Genomic DNA, 13,549 nt, shown 5'->3' with positions numbered 1-13,549 from the left:
TGCGACGCCGATTAGCTCATCGGCTACGCCACGTTGGGTGACGTGAGCGTTGCCTCTGTCCTGATACCGAGCGAGAAACCGGACAACCCAGCGGTCGACTCCGCCGCGCCGCGCTACTCCCTGCTGCTGTCCACCGATGCCAGCATGATCGAGGCCGCGCAGCGGCTGCGGTACGACGTGTTCACCAGCACGCCCGGCTTCGCGCTGCCGACGGTCGACGGGGACCGCCGCGACGTCGACAGGTTCGACGAGTACTGCGACCACCTGCTGGTCCGCGAGGACGGCACCGGGGAGCTGGTGGGTTGCTACCGGATGCTGGCGCCGGCCGGCGCCATCGCGGCCGGCGGCCTCTACACCGCGACCGAATTCGACGTCCGGGCCTTCGACCCGCTCAAGCCGTCACTGGTGGAGATGGGACGCGCGGTCGTTCGCGACGGGCACCGCAACGGCGGCGTCGTGCTGCTGATGTGGGCCGGCATCCTCGCCTACCTGGACCGCTACCACTACGACTACGTGACCGGGTGCGTGTCGGTGCCCATCGCCGGTGAAACGGCTGACGAGGCGCCGGGCGTACAGCTGCGCGGGGTCCGCGACTTCATCCTCAGCCGGCACGCCGCGCCCCCGGAATACGGGGTGCGCCCCTACCGGCCGGTGGTCGTCCAGGGCAAGCCGCTCGACGAGATCACGCCGCCGGCCCGGCCCGCCGTCCCGGCGCTGATGCGCGGCTACCTGCGGCTCGGCGCGCAGGTCTGCGGCGAACCCGCGCACGACCCGGACTTCGGCGTCGGCGATTTCTGCGTGCTGCTGGACAAGCGGCGCGCCGACACCCGATATCTCAAGCGACTGAGATCGGTGTCCGCGGCCGCCGAGATGGCGGGCGGCGTCCGGTGAACGTCCCCGCGGCCGCCGCCCACGCCTGGCTGCCCCTGGCGAAATGCGACAGCAGCTGCGTCGGCGTCGGCGACGCCACCGAGGCGCGCCTGCGGGTCATGCTCCGCGTCGCGCTTCGGTTGGCACTGGCGCTGCTGCTGGCCCCGGGCCTGCCGCTGATCGTGGTGCCGATGCCGGGCCGCAGCCGGGCGCAACGCCTCTACTGCCGCCTGGTGCTGCGGTGTCTCGGAGTCCGGATCACGGTGTCGGGCAACCCGATTCGCAACCTGCGCGGCGTTCTGGTGGTCAGCCCGCACATCTCCTGGCTGGACGTCTTCACCATCGGCTCGGTGCTGCCCGGATCGTTCGTGGCGCGCGCGGACATGTTCACCGGCCGCGCGGTGGGCGTCGTCGCCCGCACCCTGAAAATCATCCCGATCGAGCGGGCCAGCCTGCGGCGGCTACCCGCGGTGGTCGACGCCGTCGCCGGCCGGCTGCGCGCCGGCCAGACCGTCGTCGCCTTCCCCGAAGGCACCACCTGGTGCGGCGCGCGCGGTGACAGCGCGGGGCGCCACGGGCCATCGCATCAGGGCTGCGGGGCCTTCTACCCGGCGATGTTCCAGGCCGCCATCGACGCCGGCCGCCCGGTGCAACCCCTGCGCCTGACCTATCACCACACCGACGGCAGCGTCTCGACCGCCCCGGCCTTCGTCGGCGACGACACGCTCGGGCGCTCGATCGCCCGCCTGCTCACCGTGCGCCGCACGATCGCGCGGGTGCGCGTCGAGTCCCTGCAGCTACCGGGGGCCGACCGCCGCGACCTGGCCGGCCGCTGCCAGTACGCGGTGGGGGTGGGCGCCGCGCGGCACCCCGGTCACGGGCACGCGCTGGTGGCCTGACGTCCCGGTCTCGCGTCGTAGACCTGCAGGTATCGTGGGGCGCGTAATGGCCTACCTGGATCACGCCGCCACCACCCCGATGCACCCCGCCGCCGTCGAGGCGATGACTGCCGTGCTCGGCACCGTCGGCAACGCGTCGTCGCTGCACACCAGCGGCCGGGCGGCGCGCCGGCGAATCGAGGAGTCCCGCGAGTCGATCGCCGACCGGCTGGGCGCGCGCCCCTCCGAGGTGATCTTCACCGCGGGCGGCACCGAAAGCGACAACCTCGCCGTCAAGGGCATCTTCTGGGCGCGCCGCGACGCCGAACCGCGCCACCGGCGCATCGTCGCCAGTGAGGTGGAACACCACGCCGTGCTCGACTCGGTGCACTGGCTGGCCGAACACGAAGGCGCCGAGGTGACATGGCTGCCGACCGCCGCCGACGGCTCGGTGTCGGCGGCGGCCCTGCGCGAGACGCTGCAGAGCCACGACGACGTCGCCCTGGTCACGGTGATGTGGGCCAACAACGAGGTCGGCACCGTCATGCCCGTCGCCGAACTCGCCGCCGTGGCCGCGGAGTTCGGTGTCCCGATGCACAGCGACGCCGTTCAGGCGGTGGGCCAGTTGCCCGTCGGCTTCGCCGCCAGCGGCCTGTCCGCGATGAGCGTGGCCGCGCACAAGTTCGGCGGTCCGCCGGCCGTGGGCGCGCTGCTGCTGCGCCGCGACGCCGCCTGCGCCCCGCTGCTGCACGGCGGCGGGCAGGAGCGCGACATCCGCTCCGGCACCGCCGATGTCGCCGGAGCGGTGGGGATGGCGGCCGCGGCCCGGATCGCCGTCGACGCGCTCGAGGCCAACAGCGCGCGGCTGCGGTCGTTGCGTGACCGCCTGATCACCGGTGTACTGAACGGCATCGAGGACGTCGCGCTCAACGGCGCCCGGGACCCGATGCGGCTGCCCGGCAACGCGCACTTCACCTTCCGCGGCTGTGAGGGCGACGCGTTGTTGATGCTGTTGGACGCCAACGGGATCGAGTGCTCGACGGGCTCGGCATGCACCGCCGGCGTCGCGCAGCCTTCCCACGTGCTGACCGCGATGGGTGCCGACCCGGCCAGCGCCCGCGGGTCGTTGCGACTCTCGTTGGGGCACACCAGCGTCGACGCCGACGTCGACGCGGTGCTGCGGATCCTGCCCGGGGCGGTGGACCGCGCCCGCCGGGCGGCGCTGGCCGCGACGGGGGCCCCGTAGGTGAAGGTTCTCGCTGCCATGAGCGGTGGCGTCGACTCCTCGGTCGCCGCCGCCCGCATGGTCGACGCCGGGCACGACGTGGTGGGCGTGCACCTGGCGCTGTCGGCCGCGCCCGGCACCCTACGCACCGGCTCGCGGGGCTGCTGCTCGAAGGAGGACGCCTCGGACGCGCGTCGCGTCGCCGACGTGCTCGGAATACCCTTCTACGTCTGGGATTTCGCCGAACGATTCCAGACGGACGTCATCGACGACTTCGTCTCGTCCTATGCGCGCGGGGAGACGCCGAACCCGTGCGTGCGATGCAATCAGCGGATCAAGTTCTCGGCGCTGTCGGCCAAAGCCCTTGCGCTGGGCTTCGACACCGTTGCCACCGGCCACTACGCCCGGCTGTCCGGCGGGCGGCTGCGCCGGGCCGTCGACCGGGACAAGGACCAGTCCTACGTGCTGGCCGTCCTGACCGCGCAACAGCTGCGCCACGCCGCATTCCCGATCGGCGACACGGCCAAGCCCGGCATCCGCGCCGAGGCGGCCCGCCGCGGCCTGGCGGTCGCCGAGAAACCGGACAGCCACGACATCTGCTTCATCCCGTCCGGGGACACGCGTGCCTTCCTCGGTGAGCGCATCGGTGTCCGGCGCGGCAGCGTGGTCGACGCGGACGGCGCGGTGCTGGGCGCGCACGATGGCGTGCACGGTTTCACCATCGGCCAGCGCAAGGGCCTGGGGATCGCAGGCCCGGGGCCCGACGGGCGCCCGCGCTACGTGACCGCGATCGACGCCGAGACGGCCACGGTGCAGGTGGGCGACGTGGACGACCTCGAGGTGCGCAAGCTGGTGGGGCGGGCACCGGTGTTCACCGCCGGCGCCGCTCCGACGGGCCCCCTCGGCTGCGCCGTACAGGTGCGCGCGCACGGCGAAACGGTGAGCGCGGTAGCCGAATTGGTGGGCGACGAGCTGACGGTGCGGTTGCGCGACCCGCTGCGCGGCGTCGCGCGGGGCCAGACGCTGGTGCTCTACCGCCCGGACTCCGACGGTGACGAGGTGCTCGGCAGCGCCGTCATCTCGGGCACCTCGCGCTAGTCGTTCACGCCTCACACCCCGTCCAGCGCGCGCCCCGTCGTACGCGGCCCGAACATTCCGATGTCCACGGCGACGATCGCCAGCGCGGTCGCTACCGCGGCGAACAGCGCATCGGGACCCCGGGTGTGCAGCAGGGGCACGAGCACGAACGGCATCAGTCCGCTGGACAGCCGGGACAGGGAGTAGGCGCTGCCGACCGCCGTGGCGCGCAGTTGCGTCGGGAAGATCTCGGCCTGATAGACGTGGAACGTGTTCGAGAAGATGTTGCTCACCAAGGTGTAGCCCAGCCCGCACACCACGATCGGGCCGGTGGAGGTCGCCAGGCCGAATCCCAGCCCAAGAGCTGCCATTCCGGCGGCCGCGCCGACCACCAGGTGCTTGCGCTCGAAGCGTTCCATCACCGGCACCGACAACGCGGACCCGATCGGGTACCCGAGGAAGGTCATAGCGCTGAACAGCAGCGTCTCCGGGATGTCAAAACCCTTCGCCTTCAACACCATCGGTGCCAGCGTGCCGAAACCGTAGTAACCCCAGGTCTGCAGCAGGTGGAAGGCCATCATCATCAGCGTGCGGCGCCGGTAAGGCGGCATCAGCAGTTGCCTGCGCCGGCCGGGCTGGTCCGGCGCCGGAGCCCGAACGTCCGGTTCGGGAAGCAGATCGGCACCGGCCTGCAGTTCGAGCCGTTCGACGATGGCCTCCGCCTCCCGAACGCGCCCGACCGATTCCAGCCACCGCGGCGACTCGGGCAGCGCGGCGCGCAGGGCGAACACGACGACCGCGCCGAGCGCGCCCACCGCGAACATCCACCGCCAGCCCTCGAAGCCGAACGGAGCCCTCGGCACCAGCCACCGGCCGAGGAAGCCGGCGAGCGGAACTCCGCCGAACGACAACGTGTAGGCCCACGCCGTGTATCTGCCCCGCCCGTTCGCCGGCAGCAGGTCGGCGAGGTAGCAGTCGGCGATCGGGGGTGCGGCACCGATTCCCAGCCCGGCCAGGAATCGCGTCGCCACCAGCATCACGGGACCGACGCTGAACGCACCGACCAAGGAGAACACCGAGTAAACACTCAGTGACAGAAGGAATCCGAACCGCCGCCCCAACCGGTCGGTGATCGGGCCGAACGCCAGCGCACCGAGGAACATCCCGAAGAAAGCCGAGGCCAGGAGCATCGACACTTCGGATTTGCCGAGATGGAAGCGGTGACTCAGGACTCCGCTGAGCACACCGGCCAGGAACACCTCGTAGATCTCGAAAAACAGGCCCAGTCCGACGACCACCACGGCGCGTCGGTGCCACGAGGTGATCGGCAGCCGATCCATCCTGGCCGCGATGCCGGGCTCTCTAGACTCTGACGATGTAATGCGCTGGTGAAGAACGGGTTTCGGTGCACCCGCCACCCCCGGGGATCGCTTGGCGTCGATGACGGCACCTCTTCACTGGCTGAGCTTGCGGGCGGACACTGAAGAAAGCATGGCTCAACGAACGATGTCGACACCAAAGGTAGCTAACCCGGGCGCCATACATTGGCATGGGGGCACTGAGGAATCGCTGAGATCCGGCAAAGGGCGGACCAGTTCCAGCCCGCCACGCGGGGCACGAAGTAGCCTGCCGCTATGAAAGTCTTGCTCGTCGAGGACGAGCCACTGCTGGCGGCGGCCTTGGCGCGGGGGTTGAGGGCGGAGGGATTCGTCGTGGTGGCCGCCGAGGACGGCATCGAGGGCCTGCACGAGGCGATCGAGAACGACTTCGACGTGGTGGTACTCGACATCATGCTGCCCGGCCACAGCGGATACGAGGTGCTGCGCCGGATGCGGGCGCAAGGCGTGTGGACCCCCGTGTTGATGTTGACCGCCAAAGACGGTGAGTACGACGAGACCGACGCCTTCGATCTTGGCGCGGATGACTACCTGACCAAACCGTTTTCGTTTCGGGTCCTGGTCGCGCGCATGCGGGCGCTGGAGCGCCGCGGCGCTCCCGAGCGCCCGGTGGTGCTGACCGCGGGATCGCTGTCGCTGGACCCCGCGCGGCATACGGTCCAGCGTGGCTCGACGCCGATCAACCTGACCCCCCGCGAATACGGGGTGCTGGAGTATCTGATGCGCAAGAAGGACATGGTGGTGACCAAAGCCGAGATCCTGTCCAATGTCTGGGATGCCCACCACGAGGGCCCCGACAACGTGGTCGAGGTGTATGTGGGATATCTGCGCCGCAAGATCGATGTCCCATTCGCGACCGACACGATCGAGACGATTCGCGGAGTGGGCTACCGGCTGAGGTGAACGACGGCGGGGTGTCCCGCGTCGGCCGGGCCGCGGTCTCCTCAGCGTCGACTCAGCAAGTCTTTTGTAGGGTCTGCGCCATGATTGAGCCAACCCTGTCTGTGACCGCCACCAAACATCAAGTGCCGCTGAGCAAAGTCCCAGCGGTGACGGTGTGGTTCTGGGTCATCAAGATCCTGTGCACGACGGTGGGTGAAAGCGTCGCGGACTGGGTCAGCGTCGCGCTTGGGGCGGGTTTGCACGCCACCGCACTGATCTTTACGCTGCTGTTGGCCGCGGTCCTGGCCTGGCAGTTGCGCCTCGACCGCTATCGTCCCTACGCCTACTGGCTGACCGTGGTCGTCTTCAGTGTGACCGGTACGCTTTACACCGACATCCTCACCGACGATCTCGGTGTCCCCCTGGCGGTGAGCACCACCGCATTCGCCGTCGCGTTGGCCGTCGTCTTCGGCGTGTGGTACGCGCGGGAACGCAGCCTGTCGATCCACAGTATCGTGACGCTGCCGCGCGAGTCGTTCTATTGGCTTGCCGTGCTGGTGACTTTCGCGCTCGGTACCGCGGCGGGCGACTGGACGCTTCAGCTCACCGGCTGGGGTCCAGGGGTTTCGGTGCTCCTGCCCGCCGCACTGATCGCCGCCATCGCCGGGGGATGGTCGATCGGCGCGAACCCGGTGCTGTCGTTCTGGCTCGCGTACACACTGACCCGCCCGCTGGGCGCCAACCTCGGTGACTGGTTGGCCTCGCCGCGCTCGGGTCACGGCCTGAACCTGGGGACCGCGGCCACGAGCGTGCTTTTTTTGGCCGCGATCGTGGCCACGGTGGCATTCCTCACCGCCACCGGCACCGACGTCATCGAGGAGCGCCCGCAGCAGGGGCTCATCCCGACAAGCCCCATGCGCGAACGGATTCTGCTCGCCTACTACCTCCTGCTGGCCGCGGCCGCCGGGGCGTTGCTGATCTTCTTCGCGCACCGTCCACATTCCGCGGCGGCACCGGAGGAGGAAGCGCCCACCGCGGTTCCGACCGCCACGGTCGCCTCCGGCGAGTTGACGGCTCACTTCCCGCCGGCGGAGATCGCAAAGTTCCGCGCCATCGCCGCGTCCACCCTGGAGAAGGTGCGAGCCGGCGATCAAAGCGGCGCCAAGGCGCGCATCAAGGAACTGGAAAGAGCTTGGGATGAAGACGAATCCAGCCTGAAGCCGATGGACCAGGGCGCCTGGGGTGTCCTCGACCATCAGATCGACGACGCGTTGCACGCGGTGCGGGCGAGCCGACCCGACGCGGCCGGGGAGACGGCGGCTCTGAAGGCCCTGCTCGCCGACTTCGGCTGAGCCGCAAGTCGACTCGTCAATCGAGCGGGAACCGGGGCAGCGTCACGGCCAGCAAGGCTCCTCCCTCCGCGCGGCCGTCGACGGTCACCGTCCCGCCGTGAGCGGCGACGACCTCGGCCACGATGGCCAGTCCCAGGCCGGTCCCGCCACCGCGGCGGGCGCGATCCGAGTCCAGGCGCACGAAACGTTCGAAGACCCGGCTGCGCTCGTCCGGGTCGATGCCCGGACCGTCGTCGCTGACGGTGAGGATCGCCGTCGCGTCGCGGGTGACCACCCGGATGTCGACCCGTGACGTCGCATGTCGCACAGCGTTATCGGCGAGGTTGCGGATCACGCGCGAGATGGCGTTCGCATCGCCGAGTATCTGCGCGGCTTCGATCTCCGTATGGATCTCGCAGCCCGCGCCGTGTCTGACCCGTTCCGCTTCGACCTCGACGAGACGGCCCAGCGGCACCGGCTCCTTGCGCAGCCTCAGGCTCTGCTCGTCGGCGCGGGTCAAAAGCAACAGGTCTTCGATCAGGGCACGCATGCGTTGCGCCTCGGGGAGAAGCGTGTTGATCGCCAGCTCGGCGTCGAGCAGTTCGGGATGCGCCTCCGCAGCCTCCAGCCCGGAGATGATGGTGGTCAGCGGGCTGCGAAGTTCGTGCGAGGCGTCGCTGACAAAGCGCTGGTGTGCGCGATGGCCGGCCTCGATGCGTGCCAGCATCTCGTTCATCGTGACCGCCAGCGCCGAGATGGCGTCGCGGCTGGTGGGCACCGGTACCCGCTCTGCCAGATCGGACGTCGTGATTTCGGCGACCCTGCTGCGGATGGCGTCCACGGACTGCAGCGACCGACGAACCAGCCAGTAGCTCGCGACTCCGGCGACGGTGATCACGATGGGAGCGCCGGCGGCCAGTAGCAGGGCGACGGTTCGGGCCGTCGCCTCGACCGTCTCGCTGCCACCCGCGACGATGATGGTGTATTGACCGAACCGGGTGTCGACCCGTTGGCCGCTCACCCGCATGTCGTCACCGGGCACGGCGTCGTCGGTGATCCCGCGGCGAAGCTGAAATCCGAACTCGCGCAACGGAGCCAATGGCGTCTCGGCCGCAGATCCGGACCGTCTCACCACCTTGCCGTCGGGGGAGATCAGTTGAATCGCCACCACTCGCTGGTCGACGGAGAACAGCGCACCGCTGATGTCGTCCGGCGGATTGGATTCCAGGGCCTCGGCGATGTTGTGGATTCTGCCGGCGGCGGCGTCGTCGACACCTGCCAGCAGTGACCGGTAGAGGATCGCGTCCAGTGCCGCCCCAGCAGCGGTCAGCGCCAACAACACGACGATCGCTGACACTGCGGCCGAGCGTGCTGAGATACCCAGATCGCGCGGCCACATGGACCGCCGGCGACGGCCTCCTCGCATCGGCCGGACAGCAGGTGGGCGCACGTTTCCCATTCTGCCGGGCCGCCGCGGGGCGCAGAAGGCCGTCCGCGGATGCCGGCGCACCGGCTTCTCAGCGTCTTCTAAGCGCCCTGCTCGTAGGCTGGTGCCGACGTGTTCAGCACCGCGCCCTCGCTTCGGGGGCAGAGGATAACGAATCCGCCTGTTTCGCAGTGGATTTAGTCGTGGGCTGTGCCGAACGCCGACCCGCCGGGAGGAGATGTCATATGCCGGCAATGCAGCGCTGTGCGCGCGCCTTCGTCGTGGTGCTGATCGGCGCCGGCGGCGCGCTCGGTTTCGGCGGGTCGGGGACGGCGCCGGCGGGTGCCGATCCGAATCCGTTCAGCACCCTCGGCTGTGGCTGTCCGGAGACGGCCCCGACCGGTACCCCCGCCCGCAGGGACGAGATCACGCTGGGCATTCGGCAGGGCATCGTCAAGTGGTTGCCGAGACCACGGCCGGGTGAGCCGTCGACCGCTCGCTGACCACACGACTCAACCCGGCACGTTGGAAGCGATGTTCGTCATCACGATGTCGGACACCGACTGCGGGAAGCCGCAGGAGGTGACCTCCACCATGGCCACCGACACGACCCGGTAGTCGCGCCCGCAGCCGCCCGGGCCCAGGTGCAGCGAGTCGGCGCCTGCGTTCCAGTCGCCGACGAACTGCTGGCCGTCCGCGTCGCCCGCGCAGGCCCCGACTTCGTGCGCCAGGGCGCCCAGAGCGTGCCGCGCGGTGTCGGCGTCCCGGTACGCCGCGGCACCCTCGGAGATCAGCGCGCCGTCCGGCGGATCCTGGAAGGTGGTTTTGTGGAACTCCTCGATGTCGGGCCCGAACGTCGCCGTCTCGGCGAACAGGAACCGGCATTCCCGGGGAGCGCTGCCGGCGAGGGACTCGATGTCCACCGGGTTTGTGCCGTCCATCGAGGGAATGATGGTCAAGTGTTCACCGGCGCCTGTGATGGCGCCCATCCGCGCCTGGTCCAGCAGGATCGTGTCGACGTCGACGCCGTGCACCACCTTGCGCGTCGCCCCGGGGCCCGGCAGGGCCGTGCCGTCGACCACCCGGGTGCACGCAACCGCTAGCAGCGCTGCGCCACACAACAGCAGCGGTCGGGTCAACCTCGCCATACGCCCCACCGTTTCGCACCCTTCGCAGCACAACCTACTCGCTGCGAACACCCCTCGCGACCGGCGCGCGCGGCGACATCGAATACGGTTGCCCGGTGAGTGATTTCACGGATGGCTTCGCGCATCCCTTTGCCAGGGCCAGCGGCGTCGGCTCGTGGCCCGGCACCAGCGCGCGCGAGGCCGCCGAGGTGGTCGTCGGCGAACTGGCCGGGGCGCTGGCCCACATCGTCGAGCTGCCCGCGCGCGGTGTGGGCGCCGACCTGCTCGGCAGGGCCGGCGGGCTGCTGATCGACATGGCCATCGACACGGTCCCCCGGGGTTATCGCCTGACCGCCCGGCCCGGCGCGGTGACGCGCCGGGCCCGCAGCCTGCTCGACGAGGATTGCGACGCCCTGGAGGAGGCGTGGGAGGCCGCCGGGCTGCGCGGTGCCGGGCGAGTGGTCAAGGTCCAGGCTCCCGGGCCGATCACGCTGGCCGCCGGGCTGGAGCTGGCCAACGGCCACCGGGCGATCACCGACCCCGGGGCGGTGCGGGACCTCGCGGCGTCGCTGGCCGAAGGTGTCGCCGCGCACCGCGCGGCGCTGGCCCGGCGCCTCGACACCCCGGTGGTGGTGCAGCTCGACGAGCCGTCGCTGCCGGCGGCCCTGGGCGGTCAGCTCGCCGGGGTGACGGCGCTGAGCCCGGTCGCCGCGCTCGACGAGGCCGTGGCCGAGGCGCTGCTGCAAACCTGCGCCGACGCGCTGGGCCGCGACGTTCTGCTGCACAGCTGCACTCCGCAGCTTCCGTGGGACTTGTTGCGGCGCAGCGCAATTGGCGCGGTATCGGTGGACGCGAGCACGCTGGCCGCGCCGGATCTGGACGGCATCGCCGCGTTCGTCGAGTCGGGCCGCACCGTCATGGTCGGGGTGGTGGCCGTCCGGGCGCCGGAGCGGCGCCCGTCTGCGGAGCAGGTGGCCGCCGCCGTCGTGGCGGTGACCGACCGCCTCGGCTTCGGGCGCTCGGCGCTGCGCGATCGCGTCGGCGTCACCCCGGCCTGCGGGCTGGCCGGCGCGACGCCGCAGTGGGCCCGCACGGCGATCGAGCTCGCCCGTAAGGCGGCCGAGGCGTTCGCCGAGGACCCGGACGCCATCTGAGCTGTCGGTGCGCTCGGCTAGCCTGCGTGGGTGAGCTCAGCAGAAGCTGATCCGGTGCCGCCCGAGGTCCGGCGGCACTGGCAGGAACTGGCCGACGAGGTGCGGGCGCACCAGTTCCGCTACTACGTCAAGGACGCCCCGATCGTCTCCGACGCCGAGTTCGACGCGATGTTCAACGAGCTCCTCGCGCTGGAGGAGCGCCACCCGGAGCTGCGGGTCGCCGATTCGCCGACGCAGCTCGTCGGCGGGGCCGGCTTCGCGACCGACTTCACCGAGGCCGCCCACCTCGAGCGGATGCTCAGCCTCGACGACGTGTTCGACAGCGACGAGTTGGCCGCCTGGAGCGCCAGGGTCGAGAACGAGATCGGCCGCGACCCCCACTACCTGTGCGAGCTCAAGATCGACGGCGTGGCGCTGTCACTGGTTTACCGCGACGGCCGGCTCGAACGGGCGGCCACCCGCGGCGACGGCCGGGTCGGCGAGGATGTCACGCTGAACGCGCGCACCATCGACGACGTGCCCGAACGGCTCAGTGGCAGTGACGAGTTCCCGACGCCCGCCCTGCTGGAGGTGCGCGGCGAAGTCTTCTTTCTGCTGGCCGACTTCGAGGCGCTCAACGCCAGCCTGGTCCAGGAGGGCAAGGCGCCGTTCGCCAATCCGCGCAACAGCGCGGCCGGGTCGCTGCGCCAGAAGAACCCGGCCGTCACCGCGCGGCGCCGGCTGCGGATGATCTGCCACGGCCTGGGCCGCGCCGAGGGATTCGCGCCGAGGACGCTGCACGAGGCGTACGCCGCGCTGAAGTCCTGGGGCTTGCCGGTGGCGGAGCAGACCGCCCGCGTGAGCGGCCTTGCCGCCGTAGAGGAGCGGATCGGCTACTGGGGCGAGCACCGCTACGAGCTCTCCCACGAGATCGACGGCGTGGTGGTCAAGGTCGACGACGTCGCGCTGCAGCGGCGGCTGGGGACGACGTCGCGGGCGCCGCGGTGGGCCGTCGCGTACAAGTACCCGCCCCAGGAGGCGCAGACCAAGCTGCTCGACATCCGGGTGAACGTCGGGCGCACCGGGCGCGTGACGCCGTTCGCGTTCATGACGCCGGTCAAGGTCGCCGGGTCCACCGTGGGGCTGGCCACCCTGCACAACGCCGCCGAGGTGCAGCGCAAAGGCGTGTTGATCGGCGACACCGTCATGATCCGCAAGGCCGGCGACGTCATCCCTGAGGTGCTGGGCCCCGTCGTCGACCTGCGCGACGGGTCCGAACGCGAATTCGTCATGCCGACAACGTGTCCCGAGTGCGGGACACCGCTGGCCCCGGCCAAGGAGGGCGACGCCGACATCCGCTGCCCCAACGCACGGTCCTGCCCGGCGCAGCTGCGGGAGCGGGTGTTCCATGTCGCCGGCCGAGGTGCGCTGGACATCGAGGGGCTGGGCTACGAGGCGGCCACCGCGCTGCTCAAGGCCGGGGTGATCGCCGACGAGGGTGACCTGTTCAGCCTGACCGAGGACGACCTGCTGGCCACCGAGCTGTTCCGGACCAAGGCCGGCGCGTTGTCCGCCAACGGACGTCGGCTCCTCGAGAACCTGGACAAGGCCAAGCAGGTGCCGTTGTGGCGGGTGCTGGTGGCGCTGTCCATCCGGCACGTCGGGCCGACGGCCGCGCGGGCACTGGCTACCGAGTTCGGCGACTTGGACGCGATCATGTCCGCGTCCACAGAGGAGCTGGCCGCCGTCGAGGGCGTCGGACCGACCATTGCCGCGGCCCTCACCGAGTGGTTCACCGTCGACTGGCACCGGGCGATCGTCGACAAGTGGCGTGCCGCCGGCGTGCGGATGGCCGACGAGCGCGACGCCGGTGTGCCGCGCACACTGGAGGGCCTGACCGTCGTGGTCACCGGGTCGCTGACCGGCTTCTCCCGAGACGACGCCAAGGAGGCGATCGTGTCCCGCGGCGGCAAGGCCGCCGGTTCGGTTTCGAAGAAGACAGACTACGTCGTCGCGGGCGACTCGCCCGGCTCCAAGTACGACAAGGCCGTCGAGCTCGGCGTGCCGGTCCTCGACGAGGACGGGTTCCGGCGGTTGCTCGCCGACGGCCCCGACAGATCCGGCCAGTAGCCGGTCGCCGCCGGGTACCCGCGACCACGGAGACCGAGAAGATCGTCGCGATCTACAACGGCTTGCTGGACCG

The 13,549-nt window shown here is 70.6% G+C and carries 12 protein-coding genes; 9 read left to right on the top strand and 3 right to left on the bottom strand.

What is annotated here, in order from left to right; translation table 11 throughout:
- Positions 1–42 precede the first annotated feature (42 nt).
- Genes G6N48_RS11890 through mnmA form a run of 4 tightly spaced genes read left to right on the top strand, consistent with a single transcriptional unit; the run spans position 43 to position 4,071 of the window.
- On the top strand, positions 43–891 hold the full coding sequence (locus G6N48_RS11890; protein ID WP_085267975.1) for a GNAT family N-acetyltransferase: 849 nt from the start codon (positions 43–45) through the stop codon (positions 889–891).
- The gene (locus G6N48_RS11885; RefSeq protein WP_085267976.1) at positions 888–1,769 is read left to right on the top strand and encodes a lysophospholipid acyltransferase family protein; all 882 of its coding nucleotides are present in this window, start codon (positions 888–890) and stop codon (positions 1,767–1,769) included. The genes G6N48_RS11890 and G6N48_RS11885 overlap by 4 nt, the downstream gene beginning before the upstream one ends.
- A 46-nt stretch (positions 1,770–1,815) precedes the next feature.
- Positions 1,816–2,994, top strand: coding sequence for a cysteine desulfurase family protein (locus G6N48_RS11880; protein WP_085267977.1), 1,179 nt, complete (start codon positions 1,816–1,818; stop codon positions 2,992–2,994).
- Positions 2,995–4,071, top strand: a complete 1,077-nt coding sequence (gene mnmA, locus G6N48_RS11875; RefSeq protein WP_139825652.1) for a tRNA 2-thiouridine(34) synthase MnmA — start codon at positions 2,995–2,997, stop codon at positions 4,069–4,071. It abuts the gene before it with no gap.
- An 11-nt stretch (positions 4,072–4,082) separates the two neighbouring features.
- Here mnmA and G6N48_RS11870 read toward each other — a convergent pair whose 3' ends face one another.
- Complete coding sequence (locus tag G6N48_RS11870; RefSeq protein ID WP_085267979.1) at positions 4,083–5,390, bottom strand: MFS transporter; 1,308 nt, start codon at positions 5,388–5,390, stop codon at positions 4,083–4,085.
- A 294-nt stretch (positions 5,391–5,684) separates the two neighbouring features.
- Here G6N48_RS11870 and G6N48_RS11865 point away from each other — a divergent pair, with 294 nt between their 5' ends.
- Together G6N48_RS11865 and G6N48_RS11860 are read left to right on the top strand one after the other, a co-directional pair.
- The gene (locus G6N48_RS11865; RefSeq protein ID WP_085267980.1) at positions 5,685–6,350 is read left to right on the top strand and encodes a response regulator transcription factor; all 666 of its coding nucleotides are present in this window, start codon (positions 5,685–5,687) and stop codon (positions 6,348–6,350) included.
- 80 nt (positions 6,351–6,430) lie between these two features.
- Entirely contained in the window at positions 6,431–7,681 is a 1,251-nt protein-coding gene (locus G6N48_RS11860; protein ID WP_085267981.1) for a COG4705 family protein, read from the top strand.
- Between the two features lie 16 nt (positions 7,682–7,697).
- Here G6N48_RS11860 and G6N48_RS11855 read toward each other — a convergent pair whose 3' ends face one another.
- Positions 7,698–9,086: a HAMP domain-containing sensor histidine kinase gene (locus G6N48_RS11855; protein ID WP_085267982.1), complete on the bottom strand. Its 1,389-nt coding sequence runs from the start codon at positions 9,084–9,086 to the stop codon at positions 7,698–7,700.
- Between the two features lie 245 nt (positions 9,087–9,331).
- Here G6N48_RS11855 and G6N48_RS11850 point away from each other — a divergent pair, with 245 nt between their 5' ends.
- Complete coding sequence (locus tag G6N48_RS11850) at positions 9,332–9,589, top strand: hypothetical protein (RefSeq protein ID WP_232066601.1); 258 nt, start codon at positions 9,332–9,334, stop codon at positions 9,587–9,589.
- A 9-nt stretch (positions 9,590–9,598) separates the two neighbouring features.
- On the opposite strand, the gene G6N48_RS11845 is transcribed toward G6N48_RS11850, so the two are convergent.
- On the bottom strand, positions 9,599–10,234 hold the full coding sequence (locus G6N48_RS11845) for a sensor domain-containing protein (RefSeq protein ID WP_085267984.1): 636 nt from the start codon (positions 10,232–10,234) through the stop codon (positions 9,599–9,601).
- Positions 10,235–10,329: 95 nt separating this feature from the next.
- On the opposite strand from G6N48_RS11845, the gene G6N48_RS11840 reads away from it, so the two are divergent.
- Both G6N48_RS11840 and ligA read left to right on the top strand, forming a co-directional pair.
- Positions 10,330–11,367, top strand: a complete 1,038-nt coding sequence (locus tag G6N48_RS11840) for a uroporphyrinogen decarboxylase/cobalamine-independent methonine synthase family protein (protein ID WP_085267985.1) — start codon at positions 10,330–10,332, stop codon at positions 11,365–11,367.
- A gap of 30 nt (positions 11,368–11,397) precedes the next feature.
- A complete protein-coding gene (gene ligA, locus G6N48_RS11835; protein WP_085267986.1) occupies positions 11,398–13,476 on the top strand; it encodes an NAD-dependent DNA ligase LigA in 2,079 nt (692 codons plus the stop codon).
- Positions 13,477–13,549 lie beyond the last annotated feature (73 nt).

It is taken from the genome of Mycobacterium parmense (genome assembly GCF_010730575.1).
Lineage (GTDB): Bacteria > Actinomycetota > Actinomycetes > Mycobacteriales > Mycobacteriaceae > Mycobacterium > Mycobacterium parmense.
The sequence above is the reverse complement of the archived record's forward strand: the minus strand, read 5'-3'. Positions and strand labels throughout refer to the sequence as shown.

What these genes read in the sequence shown, in the direction of transcription:
- G6N48_RS11865 (WP_085267980.1), top strand. Translation starts at nt 5,685, where the DNA reads ATGAAAGTCTTGCTCGTCGAGGACGAGCCACTGCTGGCGGCGGCCTTG.
- G6N48_RS11880 (WP_085267977.1), top strand. Translation starts at nt 1,816, where the DNA reads ATGGCCTACCTGGATCACGCCGCCACCACCCCGATGCACCCCGCCGCC.
- G6N48_RS11870 (WP_085267979.1), bottom strand. Translation starts at nt 5,390, where the DNA reads ATGGATCGGCTGCCGATCACCTCGTGGCACCGACGCGCCGTGGTGGTC.
- G6N48_RS11855 (WP_085267982.1), bottom strand. Translation starts at nt 9,086, where the DNA reads ATGCGAGGAGGCCGTCGCCGGCGGTCCATGTGGCCGCGCGATCTGGGT.
- G6N48_RS11860 (WP_085267981.1), top strand. Translation starts at nt 6,431, where the DNA reads ATGATTGAGCCAACCCTGTCTGTGACCGCCACCAAACATCAAGTGCCG.
- G6N48_RS11850 (WP_232066601.1), top strand. Translation starts at nt 9,332, where the DNA reads ATGCCGGCAATGCAGCGCTGTGCGCGCGCCTTCGTCGTGGTGCTGATC.
- G6N48_RS11845 (WP_085267984.1), bottom strand. Translation starts at nt 10,234, where the DNA reads ATGGCGAGGTTGACCCGACCGCTGCTGTTGTGTGGCGCAGCGCTGCTA.